Source organism: Gemmatimonadaceae bacterium, assembly GCA_035606695.1.
GTDB lineage: Bacteria > Gemmatimonadota > Gemmatimonadetes > Gemmatimonadales > Gemmatimonadaceae > JAQBQB01.
Map to the genome: position 1 here is coordinate 94324 of DATNEW010000034.1, position 17259 is coordinate 111582.

12 protein-coding genes and 1 tRNA gene are annotated in these 17259 nt (G+C 66.4%); 8 read left to right on the forward strand and 5 right to left on the reverse strand.

Annotated features, from left to right (window positions below):
* Window positions 1-121 precede the first annotated feature (121 nt).
* Both VN706_18760 and VN706_18765 read left to right on the forward strand, forming a co-directional pair.
* Window positions 122-388: a hypothetical protein gene (locus VN706_18760; protein ID HXT17688.1), complete on the forward strand. Its 267-nt coding sequence runs from the start codon at window positions 122-124 to the stop codon at window positions 386-388.
* A 437-nt stretch (window positions 389-825) separates the two neighbouring features.
* Window positions 826-2034, forward strand: coding sequence for a tyrosine-type recombinase/integrase (locus VN706_18765; GenBank protein HXT17689.1), 1209 nt, complete (start codon window positions 826-828; stop codon window positions 2032-2034).
* Between the two features lie 73 nt (window positions 2035-2107).
* On the opposite strand, the gene VN706_18770 is transcribed toward VN706_18765, so the two are convergent.
* The 4 genes from VN706_18770 to VN706_18785 form a co-directional block, all read right to left on the reverse strand.
* Window positions 2108-2181, reverse strand: a tRNA-Ile gene (locus tag VN706_18770).
* A 105-nt stretch (window positions 2182-2286) separates the two neighbouring features.
* Entirely contained in the window at window positions 2287-3402 is a 1116-nt protein-coding gene (locus tag VN706_18775) for a hypothetical protein (protein ID HXT17690.1), read from the reverse strand.
* A gap of 10 nt (window positions 3403-3412) precedes the next feature.
* Entirely contained in the window at window positions 3413-5782 is a 2370-nt protein-coding gene (locus tag VN706_18780) for an ATP-binding protein (protein HXT17691.1), read from the reverse strand.
* Window positions 5783-5786: 4 nt separating this feature from the next.
* On the reverse strand, window positions 5787-6533 hold the full coding sequence (locus VN706_18785) for a plastocyanin/azurin family copper-binding protein (protein ID HXT17692.1): 747 nt from the start codon (window positions 6531-6533) through the stop codon (window positions 5787-5789).
* 97 nt (window positions 6534-6630) lie between these two features.
* On the opposite strand from VN706_18785, the gene VN706_18790 reads away from it, so the two are divergent.
* The gene (locus VN706_18790) at window positions 6631-7431 is read left to right on the forward strand and encodes a hypothetical protein (GenBank protein ID HXT17693.1); all 801 of its coding nucleotides are present in this window, start codon (window positions 6631-6633) and stop codon (window positions 7429-7431) included.
* A gap of 44 nt (window positions 7432-7475) precedes the next feature.
* On the opposite strand, the gene VN706_18795 is transcribed toward VN706_18790, so the two are convergent.
* Complete coding sequence (locus VN706_18795; protein HXT17694.1) at window positions 7476-9191, reverse strand: methyl-accepting chemotaxis protein; 1716 nt, start codon at window positions 9189-9191, stop codon at window positions 7476-7478.
* 282 nt (window positions 9192-9473) lie between these two features.
* On the opposite strand from VN706_18795, the gene VN706_18800 reads away from it, so the two are divergent.
* From VN706_18800 to tssA, 5 genes are read left to right on the forward strand one after another with little or no spacing between them, the layout of a single operon-like run.
* The gene (locus VN706_18800; GenBank protein ID HXT17695.1) at window positions 9474-9842 is read left to right on the forward strand and encodes a hypothetical protein; all 369 of its coding nucleotides are present in this window, start codon (window positions 9474-9476) and stop codon (window positions 9840-9842) included.
* Entirely contained in the window at window positions 9842-11173 is a 1332-nt protein-coding gene (tssK, locus tag VN706_18805; GenBank protein ID HXT17696.1) for a type VI secretion system baseplate subunit TssK, read from the forward strand. Before VN706_18800 ends, tssK begins: the two co-directional genes overlap by 1 nt.
* Window positions 11154-12080, forward strand: coding sequence for a DotU family type IV/VI secretion system protein (locus tag VN706_18810; GenBank protein ID HXT17697.1), 927 nt, complete (start codon window positions 11154-11156; stop codon window positions 12078-12080). Before tssK ends, VN706_18810 begins: the two co-directional genes overlap by 20 nt.
* Window positions 12077-15997, forward strand: a complete 3921-nt coding sequence (locus VN706_18815) for a type VI secretion system protein (protein ID HXT17698.1) — start codon at window positions 12077-12079, stop codon at window positions 15995-15997. The genes VN706_18810 and VN706_18815 overlap by 4 nt, the downstream gene beginning before the upstream one ends.
* The gene (gene tssA / locus VN706_18820; protein ID HXT17699.1) at window positions 15994-17217 is read left to right on the forward strand and encodes a type VI secretion system protein TssA; all 1224 of its coding nucleotides are present in this window, start codon (window positions 15994-15996) and stop codon (window positions 17215-17217) included. Before VN706_18815 ends, tssA begins: the two co-directional genes overlap by 4 nt.
* The last annotated feature ends 42 nt before the right edge of the window (window positions 17218-17259 follow it).

The window sequence follows — 17259 nt, forward strand, 5'->3', positions numbered from 1 at the left end:
CCACGCGGTTGCATACGAGTGCGCCATCCAGTGCGCTGCGCGACAAACCGATTCAGTGCGCCGGGTCCGCCCGCCCCTATGGATAGGGCGGGCGGCGCACACACACTATATAGGAACACTCATGACACTCAGTCGAATCACACGCGCAAACGCGGCACAACATGCGATATCTATTGGTGAGCGTGGCGAACTCGTAAGAACCTTCCTGCGAGATCATCCGAACGCGAGTCGTCAAGCAATTCTCGACGCGATGCCGGGCAAGCGAGCAAACTCCGGTGAAGCGCTTCGTCGCTTACTGATTCGCGGCAGCGTTGTGAAGGTGACGGGAGAAGTCGAAAACATGTACCGCCTCGTTCGTGAAGGCCACGGCTCAAGGAGCAGCACCTAACTCTGAGAGAGCGGCTTTTCACCTCACTATTCATCTACCCTACTATAGGAGAATTGGAGCACATGACGACACATGATGATCTCGGGACTGCCTGCTCATTGGCGGACGTGCGCTGCAGAGCTTGAACGTTTCGCTCCAGCAGCAGCACAAGCGTTTCGCGATGCCGCGGATCAACTCGATGCTTCTCTCCAAAGTGCAGAGGAGAGTGTCACGCTAGCAGAAGCCTCGCTCATCGGGGGCTATTCTGTCGACGCACTCCAGCGCATGGTCGCCGCTGGCCGGATCGAAAATGCAGGGCGTAAAGGCAAGCCGCGCATAAGAAAGGTCCACATACCGACAAAGCCCGGTTACGTGGCTCCTTTACAAAACTCTAAACACCGCGCTAAATTTCACCCCACGGCGGTAGTGGCTTCTGTCATTGCACGGGAGAAAACCCCATGACAATACAGGAGCGCTCTCCGGCGCAGGATCGCGAGATGTGGTCGTACGTCACCGGCAAGAAGGGCAAGAATCGCATTCGGGTTTTTGCGTGGCCGGCGAAAGGCAACTCGTTCTGGATCGACTACCGAGAGAACGGCAAGCGCATCAAGAAGTCACTCGGGCACTCGGACCACGACCGCGCGATTCGGCAAGCCGAAGAGGTAGCATCACGGTTGAGCCCTGACAGTGCTCGGCCGGCAGCGGGCGCGGTACTAACGCTGCAAACGCTTTTTGACATCTACGAACGTGAGGTCACCCCGCAGAAGAAATCAGGAAGCGCCAAGGGACATGATCGGCGTACGCTGCCGCTGTTCCTGACGTGCTTCGGTAGTGATCGCCGGCCCGATTCGTTGAACGTGCGTGACTGGCAGAGCTTCATCCGACGCAGATTGTCGGGCGAGCTGGCGCCGAAGTACAAGCGCGATGACAAGGGCAAGATCGTGTTTACTCCGGTGCGCGCACGAGTCGTCGAACAGGATTTGAAGTTGTTGCTCGCCGTTCTGAACTGGGCTGAACGTGCTCGCGGCGATGGTACCGGCTACCTGCTCGACCGAAATCCGTTGCGCGGACTGAAGCTGCCTCGGGAAGAAAGTCCACAGCGGCCGATGTTCACTCCCGAGCAGTGTTCGGCGCTTCTCCGCGCTGCCCAAGAACATTCGGCCACAGCAGAACGGTTTGTAATGCTCGCGTGGTATACTGGGCACCGTTCCGGAGCTATCCGGCAGCTACGTTGGTCGGATATCGACACCGAGGGCGGTACGATTCGTTGGCGCGCCGAGGTGGACAAGATTGGGTATGAGCACCGAAACCCGATGCATTCCGACCTAAACGCCTTTCTAAAGCGCGAACGGTCGCGGGTTGGTGCAATCGGCGACGCATGGGTATTCCCGCACGAAACCGACCCAAAGAAGCCAATGCCGCGTGAATGCGCTGTGCAGGAGCTATGGCCTGCCCTGCGCAATGCGGCCGGGGTTCCAGCCGGCGAGCGCTACGGTTGGCACTCGTTCCGTCGGGCTTTTGCCAATGCCCTGCGTGACGTGCCGTTGCGCGAGCTAAAGGACCTTGGGGGCTGGAAAAACCAAGGAACGGTCGTGGCCGTGTACCTGCGGCCCGACGAAAACGCGCAGCGCTCCGCGCTGGCCAAACTGGCAGTCGGTACCCGTTAGTTGGGTTTTGGTACCCGTTGCCATTTGGAAAAGCAAAACGCCGCAAGCAGCTAAGTGCTTACGGCGTATGCAATGGGCCCGGGAGGAGTTGAACCTCCGACCTCACGCTTATCAGGCGTGCGCTCTAACCACCTGAGCTACGAGCCCTTAGGGGCTTCGTTCGAGCCTAGAAGATTAACCGAGCGCGTAGGCAGGGTCAATCGATTGGGCGGGTGTTCCATCGCCCATCGCCCATCGCCCAGCGCCCAGCGCTCAATACCCTTTCACCCGATCCACCCAATCCATCACATCGAACGCCTGCGACCACTGCATGGCGAACGCCTGCCCGTCCGGGTAGCTGTGCGACCACCAGCGATCGCTTCGAAAAGTTGCCTTGACGATGGAGCTCGCCGTCACGCGATAGCCGAGGCCGCCCTCGCCATCCACGAAGTCGGTGAGCCGCGCCGTCCAGCCGCTGCCGTTCCCTTCGTGAATGAACGGATAGTCGTTGCGCTCGACTCGGGCCGCCACGAAGAGACGCGGCGTGATCGTGTACCGTGCCTCTCCATAGTAGGTGAAGCCGACGATGTTCGACGCCTGGCCCGGCACCTCGTAGCTGCCGCGCGCCGCCTCGAAATGCGTGTCCAAATAGCCGCGCGAGAACTCGACGTCCGCGGCCGCGACGGTCTGGTTGTAATCGCTCCACGCGCGACCGTTCAACGCGGCCGCGGGCGTATCGCGATTCAGATATGAGCCATGCGTGAACGAGGCGCCCAGGCGCAACCCGACGAACGGCGTGTAGCCGCCGCCGATCGCGGGACGCAGGCGCGGTGTCGGATCGGGTTCGTAGAGCGCGTGCGTGGTCGGCAAGCTGACCATCGCGAAGCGATAATCGAAGTGCGCCGCTTCGCCGGAAATCTTCGCGCCGATCGGATAATCGGCGGTATAGCCGTCGGGCTCGCCGATGAGCGGATTGCGCGTCGAGAAATGCCGCGACGCGAACGTGCCGATGATCGGCGTGAAGCGGCCGGCGTCGATCGAAAGCGCCGGCGACACGATGTACCGCGCGCCGAGTTGGTCCGCGTATGCCTCGGCGCCTTGTTCCAGCCGCGCCGGACCGGCTTCCACTTCGCCCTGCGCGTAGAACACGAGCGAATTCGTGGGCTGGTACGCGCCCCACAATTGGCCTCGAACGAGGCCGGCGGGCTTCCCTGAGTTTCTCGTGAGCAGGCTCGACGTGGCATTCGTCGACCAGAACTCGCCGTCGACGATGCCTTGCAGCAACACGGAGCCGCCGTTGCCTCCGCCACCGTACTGTGCCTGGGCGCGCGGCGCGAACCCGAACGTCGAAACCGCCAGGGCGATTGATGAGAGAATGCGAATACGCATGATCGGTGGCTCAGTCCGCCGCGGTGCCGACGTCGGCCGAGACGCGACGTGCGTCGAGCGCCGCGCGCACCGTGCGCGCGAGCCCCGAGGGCGTGAAGGGCTTGCGGAGGAACACGGTCGAGGGATCGAGCTCGTACTGCGACAAGGCGTCATCCGCGTAGCCTGACATGTAGATCACGATCGTGGCCGGGTGCATCGCGAGGTATTTCGTGACGAGCTGCGGCCCACTCGTATGCGGCATGACGATGTCGGTGAGCAGCAGATCGATGCGCCGCGCCACCGCGATCTCGAGCGCTTCGTTCGCATTGCGCGCGACGAGCACCGTGTAGCCGCGCTCCTCGAGCGTGCGCCGCGCGAGGATGCGCACGTCTTCCGCGTCTTCGACGATGAGAATCGTCTCGACGCCGCGCGGCAAATCTTCTTCCTCCATCGACGCGACGTCCGACGTCGCCACGGCTTCGGCCGCGGGCAGCGCGATGGTGAACGTGGTGCCGCGGTCCAACTCGCTCTCGACCGCGACCGTGCCGCCCGACTGATTGATGATGCCGTACACCGTCGACAGCCCGAGACCGGTACCCTTCCCCGGCTCTTTCGTCGTGAAAAACGGCTCGAAGATGCGCTCCTTCACGTCGGTGCTCATGCCCGCGCCCGTGTCGCACACCTGCAGAAGCACCGCGCGGTTGTCCGGCGAGTTTCGCGTACCGAGCCGCAGCGTACCGCCGCCGCTCATCGCATCGCGCGCGTTCACCGCGAGATTGAGCAGCACCTGTTCCAGCTGTCCGCGATCGGCGCGCACGCGCGCCAGCGGCTCCTGCGCCGTGATCTCGAGGACGATGTGATCGCCGATGATGCGACGCAGCATCGGCGCGATGCCCTTCACCACGTCGCTCAGATCGAGCACGGTCGGCTGCAGCACTTGCTTGCGGCTGAACGCCAGCAGTTGATGCGTGAGATTCGCCGCGCGATCCGACGCCTCGATGACCTGGCGCAGATCTTCCGCCTCCGGGCTCGTGCGATTCGTGCGCATCAGCGCCAGCTGCGTGTAGCCGGAGATGACCGTTATGAGATTGTTGAAGTCGTGCGCGATGCCGCCGGCGAGGGTGCCGATCGCCTCGAGCTTCTGCGATTGGCGCAGCTGCGCCTGACTCTCGCGCAACGCCTGCTCCACCCGCACCCGCTCGCTGATCTCGTCCGTGAGCACGACGTTCGCCGCGACCAGCTCGGCGCCGCGTTCCTCGAGCTCGCGGCGGCGAAGCGCGAGCGAGTCCATCACCTGATTGAACGAGTCGTTGAGCGATCGGACTTCGCGAGCGACATTCGACGCATCGAATCGCCCTTGCCGCTCTTCGGCGGCCGCACCCGAGCGCATGTAGCCGACAAATCGCTTGAATGGGCGCAGCACCGTTCCGGCGACGAACACCGCGCCGAACGCGGCGAGCAACACCGCAAGGGCACCATATACAAGGAAGTCGCGGCGGAGCGGCTGCGTCAGCGCGGCGACGCGCTGGCTGAGCGACTGCAACATCCAGAGTCGCACGACGCCGTGGTCCTGCGTTTCGCCGAGCGTAACGGGAGCAACCACATAGTCGGCGCCGTCCAACGTCACGGTCGACGAGCTCTCGGCGCGATGGGCGTCGAGCGCCGACGCGATCGCGGGCTTGGCGAGTGCGCTGTCGCTCGCGGCAACGACTCCGCCGTTCGCCGTGAGCACGACCGCGGCGCTCGCCGTTGCACTCTCGCTTGCGACGAACGACGCATCGAGACGGCGTCCCAGCACGAGCGCGCCGAGCGTGAAGCCGTTCTGCACGAGCGGGTAGACGGCTGATTCGACGTAGCCCGAATCCGTGCGCAGCACGGCGACCGCGCCGGTGTCGGCGGGCGCGGTTGGGTCGATGGCGTGGCGAACCGCGGCGAGCGACAAGAGACTCGCGTGATACGGGACACTCGCCCCGCGCCGACCCGCTTGCGCGAGCACGCGGCCGGAATCGTCGGTCGCGACCAGCAAATCAGCATCGACGTTTCGCAGATCGTTGCGCAGCTCGTCCTCGAGCATGTTCACGAGCTGTCGGCGGTCGGTGCCCGCCGCATTGCGCTCGTATTGATACGTGTTCATGTCGGCGCGAATCTGCGAGGCGTCCGCGATGACGGACGCGGCGAACAGCAGTTGCCGGGCGTCGCGCGCCTGGAGTTGCTGGATGGTGCGCTGGTTGCGCGCGAGTTGCTCCGTGAACACGACGCGCGTATTCGTGCGCACCTCTCTGCTGAGCGCGAACAGCGCGAGCCCGAGCACCGCCGCCGTAACCGCGGCGCCGAGCGCCGCGAGCTTGAGGCTGAGCGAGCTGCGGCGAATGCGCGTGAGCACCGACACGGGTGCGCTCACTGCATTACCGCCCGCCCTGCGGGAGCGGAATGTTGAAATCGACGGAAGTCGTCTGGCCGGCGGTGACGTGAATGCGCCGCGTGACCGCCTTGATGTGCTCGTGCCATCCGACGATGACGTAGTCGCCCTCGGGCACGTCGCCGATCGCGAAGTGGTGGGTATCGTCGGGCGATGTGAAGAACGGATTGGACAGCACGAGAACGACGGCGCTCATATCCGAATGAATGTGGCAGAACACCTGCACGGTTCCCGCGCGATCGAAGGTTACCGAGCGGGACTGCCCTTTCGGGTAGCGGCCGAGATCGAACCCCTTGGGGCCGGCCGCCGCCGAGAGCGAAAAGACGTTGTGATACACGTCGTCTTCGTTCGGGAAGTCGACGGTCGTGCCCTGGAGAACGGGCAGCACATGCGGCACGAACCGTTCGTCGTGCTGCGCGACGCGTCCGTGCGGCGCCGATTCGCCCGCGCGCCCCATGTCGCCCTCGAGATAGATGACGACGTTGTGCAGCTCCGCGGCGATCGGATCGCGCGGCGCCGGAGGCGGCGTCGAACCGGTGCCCGGCTCCGCGTACGGACGAAACTGCGGCCGGCGCGCGGACAGCGCCGTCGAGATCTCGACGGTGCCTTCGATGCGGCCCGTGGCTGGTCTTCGCGACGGTCGAGCCGTCGATCCACGACCGGCCGGCGCCATCAGCACTAGTCCGGACAGCGCGGCAATCGCGGCCCGGCTACGCCGGGCGGAATTCGTCATGTCCCAATTTTACAGCCCTGCACGGCGTCTGGCGACGGCGGCAATTGCCTGATCCTGTCCCAGGCGGTACCGTTGTCGCGTGCTATGGATCTATGAGATGCCTCTGTGGGCGCTCGCCGCCCTCCTGCTCGTGATCGTGTGGTCATACACCGTCGGCGGCACGTTGATCGCTCGCCGCTGGGTGCTTTCGTGGCCGCGCTCCGAGAATGAGACCGTTGGGTACATGCTGTCGATCGCCGGCGTCGCGTACGCGGTGCTGCTCGCGATGATCGCCGTCGGCGCGTGGAACGGCTCGTCGAGCGTCGACGTCGCCGTGCAGCAGGAAGCCAATGCGCTGGCGGGGGTGTATCGCGGCGTGGCCGGCTATCAACCGGCGGCGCGTGCACACTTTCAAGACCTCGTCCGCGATTACGTGGACTTCGCCGTGCGCGACGAATGGCCGGCGCTCAGCCGCGATGCGCGCAGCCCGCGCACGGAGCTGGCGAGCCAGACGCTCGATCAGGAACTGATCGCCTACGTGCCGACGACGCCGAATGAAACGCTGCTCAAGCCGATCATTGTCGGCAAACTGAATGAGTTCGAGGATGCGCGGCGGCTTCGTGTCCTCACCGGCACGAAGGGTCTCGACGCGGTGACGTGGCTCGTCGTCGTGCTTGGCGGAATGGTCACGATCGGATTCACGTTCTTCTTCCGCACGGAGATGTTTCGCGCGCAGCTGCTGCTGTCGATGCTCGCGAGCGGCATGATCGCGGTGGTCATCTTCCTGATCCTGGCGATGGACCATCCGTTGTGGGGCGAAGTGAGCGTGCAGCCCGACGCGCTGCGCGAAGTCCTACACGCCGTCAGCGCACCGCCGAGCAGCGTCACGGATTCAACGCAGGCGAAAATCCTGCGCTGACTCGTTGCCGGAGTTGGTCAGGTTGGTCAACTTGACCAACTCGATCAGCGCGATACCGGAACGTTGCGGCCGATCGTCGACGGCAAATGGAACGCGGCGCTCGTGCGAGGCGCACCGACGGAGATGACACTCCGTCGCGCACCGCTTTCGTCCAGCTGGAAGTAGGACACGAGCTCCTCGAGCGCCGACGCTTGCGACGACAACTCTTCCGCGGTCGCGGCAAGCTCCTCGATCGCCGCGGCGGAATCGCCGGCCACGCGCTGCGCCGTCGCCATTGTGGCATCGATTTCGTCCACGGCCTTCGCCTGCTCGCGCGCGGAGTTGTTCGCGTCTCCGACGAGCTCCGCGGCGGCGCGGCTGAATGGAACGAGCGCCTCGACCTGGCGCGTGACGGAATCCGCCGACGATGCCGTCGACGACGCGAGGGTCGCGATCTCCGCGGCTGCGATTCGCGCCCGCTCCGCGAGCTTGCGCACTTCACTCGCGACCTCGGCGAAGCCGCGGCCATGATCGCCCGCCCGCGCCGCCTCGATGCCGGCGACGAGCGCCAGCGTGTTCGTCTGCGTGGCGAGATCGTCGATTAATGAGATTTTCTCACCAATGGCCTGCATCGCGACGACCGCTTCACGCACGGCACGCGCGGTGGCTTCGGCTTCCGTGGCGCCGCGGGTCGCGAGCTGCTGTGCTTCGCCGGTATTGCGCGCACTGAGGTCGATTGCCGCGCCGATGCGTGTCAGCGCGCGCGCCGTGGCGTCCACGCCGGTCACCTGAGTCTCGGCGCCCGACGCCAGGTCCTGCGCGGTGGCGGCGAGTTGATTCGACGCGCTGGCGAGCGTCTCCGCGCCGCCGCGCACTTGACCGATCACGTTGGCGAGCCGCGACGTCATCGAGGCAAAGGCTTTGCCGAGGGTATCTCGATCCGAGCGCGGCTGTACATCGACCGTGAGATCGCCGCGCGCAATCAGCTCGGCGGCGGCGGTCATGTTTCGTTCGGAGTAGACCACGCTTCGCATGGACTCGAGCAAATGACCGACTTCGTCGCGTGTCATGACCTCGATCTCCTGCTCGAGGTCGCCTGCGGCGACCCGGTCGGCGGCGTCAGCCGCCACTTGTAACGATTTCGTAATGTGTCGGACCGTATGCGCGCAGAGGCCCACGGCCACGACCATCGCGAGCAGCGCGATGATGATGACGAGGCGCAGCAGCGCGACGTACCGCTCGTGCGCGACCTGGTGTTGGTGCTCGGCGATCTCGAGCTGGAGATTCGCCATGCGGTTGATGACCGCGGAGATCGGGTCGATGTGCTGGTACAGATCCTCGACGACGTAGCGTTTGAGTCCCGGGACGTCGTGCGCGGCGAGAATTCGCTCGAGCTGGGCGGTCGACGTATCCGCCTGGGCCAGGAGCGGCACCACGCGACCCATGAGCGTTTGCTCTTCAGTCGACTCGTAATTCGGCAAATACTGCCGCCACGTCGTGTCGATGACGCGCCGGGCGGCGCGGACCGCCGCGAGCGCCTGCGGCCACGGCACGTTCCCGTTGTTCGCCTTGTGGGCGTTGTCGACGATGTTGACCGCAAACATGTCGGCGATCGTTTTCAGCTGCCGCAGGGGGACCACGCGGTACTGAAACATGTCGTTGACGGCCGACTCGCTGGTATCCGACACATACATGCCGAACGAGGCGACGAGGACGATCGAGGTCGCGGTGACGGCGAGCAGCAAGCCCAGGCGTCCGCGAATCGTGAGATGCTTAAGCATGTCGAGGAAGGGAAAACGACAGCGAGAGGTAAAGCGCGCCCAAACCTATCGCCTGACGCGCAAACCAGCTAGCTGTGCGGACACTCGGCAATTCAAGCGCTTGCGGTGATCTGGACCCGCCTTCATATTCGCCGTCCCGCGCCGGATGCTCGGCGCGCCTCTCCTGTTTTCTAAAAAGTGACCCCGCGACTTCGCCATCTCGTAGCGCGTCGTCCCCCGCCGGGATTCGTCGCACTTCTCCTCGCAGCCGGGCTGAACGCGTGTCTGCTACATCGTGGGCCTGTGCGTACCAACGAGCTCGAGCTCGTCGCGACGCCGGCGGCGAATGACAATGGGCCGACGCCGGTCGAAGCAGTGATGGTATACGACCCTACTCTTTTAAAAACACTGGTCACGATGACCGCTGCCGAGTGGTTTGCGTCGCGCCAGCAGTTGCGTAACGATTTCCCGACAGGCTTCGCGTCGCAGGCGTGGGAGTTGGTCCCCGGCCAGCGCGTCGACCTGCGCAAGCTTCCGTTCCAGCGTGGTCTTGCGTTGCTGCTGTTCGCGAATTATCGCTCGCCCGGACCGCACCGGGCTCGGCTCGATGCGCGGTCGCGCGCTCGCGTCACGTTCCAGGATCGCGACTTCGTTGTCACGGCGGCTCCCTGATGCGCGCTCCGCCGGTTCCTGATGCAATTCAGTGGCACGAGGGAATGCTCCTCGCGCCGCAGCACTTTCAGCAGCTCGCGGCGCGGACCGACGCGCTGCTTCAATACCATATGCTCGGGGCGGCCCCCTTCCATTGGGGTGTCCGTCGGCTGCGCCTGGATTCCACGCAACTGCTCGACGGAACGCTGCGGATCATCGAGCTCGAAGCGGTCATGCCCGATGGTTTGGCCGTATCGTACCACGAGGGCGATCCGAACAGCCTGACGCTGGATGTCGCGAGCCGCGGTCTCGATCGCGGCGGCCGCCTCATGGTCTACCTCACGGTGCCGGCGGCGCGCGGTGCCGCGCAGGCGACGGGCGAGTTCGCGCGGTACTCATCATATGTCAGTGCGCCCATTCCCGATCTGAACACGGGAGAGGGTGAGCTCGTCGTGCCGAGGCTGCGGCCGCGCATCATGCTGATGGCCGGTGACGCGCCGCCCGACAAGTACGTGAGCTTTCCGCTCGCCGAAGTGGTCTATCGCGACGAGTCATACTCGCTCACCGAGTACATCCCCCCGCTGCTTCACGTCGGTGAGGATACGGCGCTCGGCCAGCTGTGCGCGCGCGCGCTCAAGCGCGTTCGGGAAAAGGCCGTGTTTCTCGCGGATCGCGCGCGAGCGGCGTCGGCCACGGCGAAGCGTCCGCTGGTGCTCGAGACGCAGCTCATGGCGCACACGCTCGCGTGCGGGCTGCCGCCCGTCGAGGCGATGGTGCGAACCGGCGTTACACATCCGTATCCGATCTTTCTCGGCTTCTGCGGACTCGTCGGGCAGGTTGCTGGAATCGGCACGGCCCTCGTGCCCCCGGTCCTCGACGCCTACGACCATCGCAATTTGCGCCAGACGTTCGATCAGGTCGCCGAGTACATCAACGGCGTGCTGGATGTCATTCATGAGGATTTCCGGCCGGTGCCGTTTCGTCCGATCGAGGGCGGCTTCGAGCTCGCGATCGAGCCGGAGTGGTTGGCGGGCGGCCGGCTTGTCGTCGGCGCCGTCGGCCCGTCGGCCGTGCCGGAGAGCGATCTCGCGGCGTGGATCGACAGTTCTCTCATCGGTTCGAAGACACGCATGACGGCGCTGCGCGAGCGGCGCGTGCGTGGTGCGGCGCGCACGCGTGTCGACGCGCCGGATACCGTCGGCATCGCGCCACGGCGCGGTGAAGTCGTCGTCAGCATTGCGGCGGACGCGCATTACATCGAAGCAGGCGAAGTACTTCAGGTGCTCGGCGCTGGAGATTCCGGCCAAGGGCGTCCTGACGAGCTGGTGCTTTATGTTGCGACTCGGGCTTGAAAAAGAGCGGCCGCTGGCGCCGCCGGACCTCACAGCGAAAGCTGATACACTGGACGCGCGCACCGCGCCGCCGGCGTCTGACGCGAAGCGCGCGACCGCGCCCGACGCGGGCGTCGACGGAGGTCCGTTCGATCCCCAGCGTTCGTTCTTGCTGGCGAGCTTCCGCGAATTCTTCGCCGAGGTCGTTCGCCTTCGTGACCTCGCGGTGCGCGATCCCGGCTCGCTGCTGCCGATCGAGCCGTCGGAGTACACGCCGGAGCACGGCGCAGCGCAAATAGCGCGCGGGATCAGCCAGCAGCTTCAACACCTGATGGAGCAGCTGGCACTCGATGCGAGTGTCAAGGCGGGCGAATACGGCGCGGCGCTGTTCGGCGAAGCGCAGTATGTCATGGCCGCCATCGCGGACGAGACGTTCCTGGCCACGGACTGGATTGGCCGCGAGGCGTGGCTGCGCTTCCTGCTCGAGCAGTCGGTGTTTCGCTCGCAGATCGCGGGCGAAGAGATTTTCCGGCGCATCGACAAGCTGTTGTCGCGCCGCACTGGAGTCTCCGCGGAGCTCGCGGCGGTGTATTTCGTCGCACTCGGCGCGGGCTTCGAGGGGCAGTATCGCGGCACGGGCGATCCGGCGCTCCGCGAATATCGGCAGAAGCTCTATCGCTTCGTCTTCCAGCGCGATCCGAGCCGCGTGCCGGCCGTGCTGTCCGCACAGCCGTACGATCATACCGCCGGCGCGGCGCGGCCCACCCGGTTGCCGCTGGTGCGGCGATGGACGCTGATCTTCGCGGGCGCCGCGATCGTATACATCGCCGCGGCATTCATCATCTGGCGCAGCCTGACCAGCGAGCTGCGGCAGATCAACTCCGAGATTCGCCGCGAAGTCGCGGATACCGTCCAAGTGTCGCAATGAGCGCGATATCACCGTGGGTGATCGCGCTGACGCTGCTCGGCGTCCTGATCTTCGTCGCGATCGCGTTCATCGTGCTGCGTGCCGCGCGGGCGAAGACGCCGATGGTTCCCGCCGCGATGGCGGGCGCGGCCGGTGCGCCGGCGGCGGCGATACCCGCGTCCGCGGCGCCGCATCTGCAGGACCGGGGAGTGGGCGGCGCGCTCGCCGTTCGCCGAGCGTTCACGGAGGCTCGCCGCGTATTAGGAAGTTGGTATCGCACCGCCGAAGATCACTCGGCGCTGCCGTGGGTGTTGTCGGTCGGCGAAGCGGGCAGCGGCAAGACGACGCTGATTGGTTCGATCGACGCGCCGCGACTTGGCGCGGCATCGGGCGCGGCGCCTGGTGCCTCGTCGCCCGGCGGCGACGACGCGCCGGTGACTTTCCAGTTCTTTGAAACCGGTGTCGTGCTCGACGTCGCGGGGGATCTGCTGTCGAATCCGGCACGTCCCGGCGCCGACGACCGCGCGTGGCACGCGCTCGTCGGACAGTTGCAGCGGCACCGCCCCGAACGCCCGCTCGACTCGATCGTGCTGTCGATTCCGGCGGCGGATTTCGTTGGCCCCGCACGGCTCACCAAGGACGCGCTCACGACGAAGGCGGCGCGCATCGGCGATCGATTGGCCGAGCTGCAGGCGTCGTTGTCGCTGCGCCTGCCCGTGTACGTCATCGTCACGAAGTGCGACGCCATTCCCGGATTCGCTGAGCTCTGCCGCGGCCTCGAAGCCAAGCGCCATGGCGACATGCTTGGTTGGTCGTCGCCGTACAGCGCGGACGCGGCATTCGCGCCGAGCTGGGTCGACGAAGCGATGGACACGCTCCTCCGCAGCGTACAGGAAGCGGAGTTCGGCGTGCTGGCGCGCGAAGAAACGGCGCGCGACGGCGATTCGCTCTTCCTGCTGCCGCTGCACCTGGGCCGCGCGCGCTCGCCGCTGCGCGACTTCCTGCAGCGCATGTTCCAGACGACGACGTACGAGCGCGGCACGTTCCTTCGCGGATTGTACTTCGTCGGCGACGCGGCCACGGCGCCGCCGCACAAGCCGGCCTTCGTCGCCGACCTGTTCTCGGAAAAGATTTTCGGCGAGCGCGGACTTGCCAAGCCGGGCCCGCGCGTGTTTCCGTCGAAGAACAAGGTCGTCGCGCGACTGCAACTCGCGACGCTCGCCATCATTCTTGGCGGACCGTTCGGGCTCTATGCCGGCGTGAACGGCGTGCGGGTTGGTCCGTGGCGCTTGTCGCGGGGCGTGAAGGCGGAAGAGGCGAGCATTCGTCCGCTGCTGCGCACGATCGACGTGGCGGTGCACGCGATGCGCGTGCGGCGCGACGCGTTCTCGAACGTCTCCGCGGTGACGCCGCAGGAAGACATGAGCGTGTTCCGCCTGCTCGACGACATGGCGAGCCTCAGCACCAATCACATGTGGTCGGTGTTTCTGCCGGGCACGCTGCTCAGTCCCTTGCATCACGACATCACCGACGCGATCGGCCTGAGCTTCCAGACGATCATTCTGCCGGAGTTCCGCGCGCGTATGCTCTATCGCGCGCGCCGCCTGACCGATCCGACGACGCGCGGCGTGGGCCGCGAAGCGGCGTACGGGAACGACGTACGGCTCCCGCAGTATCTCGCGGAAATCAGCGCACTCGGCTCCAACATCGAGCGGTTCAACTCGCTCGCGCAGTCCGACAAGGGTGAGCTCGAAGATCTCGCGGCGATCGTTCACTACCTGTACGGCGAGCAGGTCGCGCCCGGCTTCATGGACAACGACGGCTACTATCGTCGCGCGCTCGCCGAGGCGCATGCGCATCCGATCGTGATCGATGAGCGTATGCGCACGCTGGCGCTTCGCCGCTCCGGCCAGCTCACGCGGGACGCCTATCAGGCGCTGCTCACGCGCTTGAGCGGCTCGACCATCGGCGCGGACAACGGCGCCGACAGCGATGCCGACGAACCAGCCGATTCACTCGATCTGCGCGCGGCGCGGGCGGACGTCGACGCGGTCGTGGGATTGCGCGCATTCCTCGATTCGGGCAGCCCGGTCGAGCAGGCGCTCGACTCGATTCACGCGCCCTTCGCGTTCGGCGACGGATTCGCCGCCGCCGTGCGCGACACGCTGGCGTACTATAAGAACGAGCTCACCGGTCGCGTGCTGCCATCGTACGCCGACAACCAGCACACGGCCGACGGCGCGTTGCGCGCGCTCGATGCCCTGCTCCGTCAACCGTTCATGCAGGCACCGGCGACGCGGGCCATCAACGCGGACGTCGAGGCCGGCGTGTCGCTGGCGTGGGACCCGGCGCGTCTCGACGAAGCGCTCGCGATGAAGACGGCGTTCGACACGTTCATGGCGCGCGGCCTCGACCCGTTGCCCGAAGCGCTGCGCAATCGCGTGCGGCGTTTGGCGACCGTGCAGCTCGGCGCCGCCATGACGGACATCGTCGCCGGCGGGGTGCGCGAGGATCACGCGCTGTCGTTGCGCGGCGACGACTCGCACGATCTCACCGAGCGCGTCAACGCCTTCACGCAGGCATCGACGCGCATCGCGCAGCTGCTCGACGTCTTCGACGCGATCGGCGCGACGAGCAGCTACGACGCGCTGCTGGACTTGAGCTCCGCGCACGCGAACGCGCTTCTGGCGCGCGCCGACGCGATGCTCGATCTCCCGAGCCGCTACCGGCTGTCCGCGACCGCGGTGAACGCGTGGAACGGCCGTGCGCCGTTCTCGGCCGTCGGGTTCGGGACGCGGCCCGGCGCGCTCGACGACTACCTCGCGTCCGAAGCCGCCACCGTCCGCTCCGCGGCGGTGCTTGCTAAACCTTTAATTAGTTTTCTCGAATCGCACGAAAGCGACGGCGAGACGCGCGTCGCGTCCCTGCGGACGTGGGACGCGGTGCTGAGCGACGTCGACCGGCTCGATCGCAAGCCGGCCGGTGGATCGATCGCCGGCATCGAGAGCATGATCCGCCTGGAGCTCGATTCCGTCGACGTGAATGGATGCGCGCGCCGTGCGCCGCGCCCCGCCTCGAACGGCGACGTGTTCGCCCAGCGCGGCGACGCGATGTGGAGCGCCGTGTGGCGCCGGTGCGTCGACGTCGCATCGCGCGACATGGTCGCCGCGTACGGGCGGCTGCAGACGTCGTTCCGCACGAAGCTCGCGGGGCGGTTCCCCTTCGCGGCGCCCGATGCACCGAGCGACGCGGCCCCCGCCGACATTGCCGACGTGCTGCACGCGTATGACGCGCTCGCAACGATGGGCGCCCGCACCGGCCCCACCGACGATCCCTACGGATTCCTCGGCACGCGTGCCGAAGCGTTCCTGGGCGACCTCGCCAAGGTGCGCACGTTCCTGAGCGCCTATCTCGACAGCGCCGCCGCCAACCGGCCGCCCATGTTCGACTATCAAATCGACTTCCGCGTGAATCGCGCGCGCGAGTCGGGCGCGAATCAGATTGCCGAGTGGACCGCTGACATCGCGGATCAACACGCGGCGCTCGGCACGGCCGCCGCCGCGCGACGCGGTCGCTGGCGTGCCGGCGACGATGTGAGTCTGGCGCTGCGTTGGGCGACGGGCTCGCCGCTGGTTCCCGTCGAGCCCGCGCCGCCCGGCGCGCGTCTCGACGACGACGGCGTCGAGTTCACGACGACCGGCGTCTGGTCGATGCTGCGATTGCTGCGCGTGTACGAGAGCGATGTGCCGGACCCCGATGGTGGCGCGACGCTCAAGCTCGCGGTGCACACCGCGCGGCGCACCGCACTGCACGAGCCGCCGTCGACGACGCGCGCCTACGTGCGCGTGCGTCTCTTTCATCCTGACACGAAGGCCGAGCTGACGGTGCCTCGCTTCCCTGTCGTCGCGCCGCCGGCCGGCACCGAGGATCGTCGATGACCACGCCCGAGGTGCGCCTGGCGGCCTTGAGCGCGGGACTCGCGGCGGACCCGCGTGCGTCGGGTACGCGCGAGTTTGCCGACCTCGCCGCGTTGCTCGCGCCGATCAGCGAGACGGCGCCCGCGGGCGAATGGCTTCGCTACGACCCGGCGTTCGATGCGCTGCGTGAAGCGCGGCGCGAAGAAGATCCGACGACGCCGCAGGGCATCTGGGCGCGCGATCTCAAGCGCGCGGAATGGACGACGGTGCATGCGCTGGCGAGCGATCTCCTGGCGCATCGCAGCAAGGACATTCAGATCGCGGCGTGGCTGCTCGAGGCATGGGTGAAGCTGTATGGTTTCGCCGGCATGCGTACCGGGCTCGCGTTGATCGCATCGATGTGCGAGACGTACTGGCCCGATCTGCATCCGTTGCCGGACGAGGACGATCATTCGGCGCGCATCGCGACGGTCGAATGGATCAACGAACGCATGCCGGCGCGCATTCTCGACGTGCCGCTCACGCAGCCGAGCGATCCCGATTCGCGCGCGTGGTCGTGGGGCGATCGCGTCGAGGCGCTTCGTCGCGAGAACGTCGCGAAGCGTGCGGGCAAGCAGGCGAAGCCCGCGGCGGGCGGCGATGCCTGGCTGACCGTCGCGAAGTTCGCGAGCAGCGTCGGCGGCACGCCGCGCGCCGTGCTCGCGCGCCATCGCGACGATCTCGGCGCGGCGATCGAGAACGCGCGTGCGCTCGAAGCGCAGCTCGACCGCCGTTGCGGAGCCAATGCGCCGAGTCTCACTCGGCTGATCGAGCTGATGTCGGAGATTCGCCGGTTCGTCGCCGGCGTCGTCGATGAACGCGGCGCGGATGCGTCGAGCGCCGCGGTCGCGTCGTCCGCGCCGTCCTCACCGTCGCCGTCGTCGGCGGCGGCCACCGCGGGCGAGTCGCAGGACTCGGCCCTCCTCACTGCCGTCATGACTCAAACCACGAATCCGCCCGCGGCGGCGGCGGCGCCGTTGGGCGCGACCGCCGACCACGCGGCCACGCGCACCGAGGCCTATCGCAAGCTCGCCGAGGCGGCCGACACGCTCATGCGGATCGAGCCGCACAGTCCGACGCCGTATCTGGTGCGGCGGGCGATCGCGTGGGGCGGGATGAGCCTGGCCGAGCTGATGAAGCATTTCATCGATAGCGGATACGATTTAAAGTCCTTATATTCAATGTTGGGAATGAACGAATGAGTCGCCTGTCGCTCGGTCATCTCCCCGCGCGGGCCAGTCCCG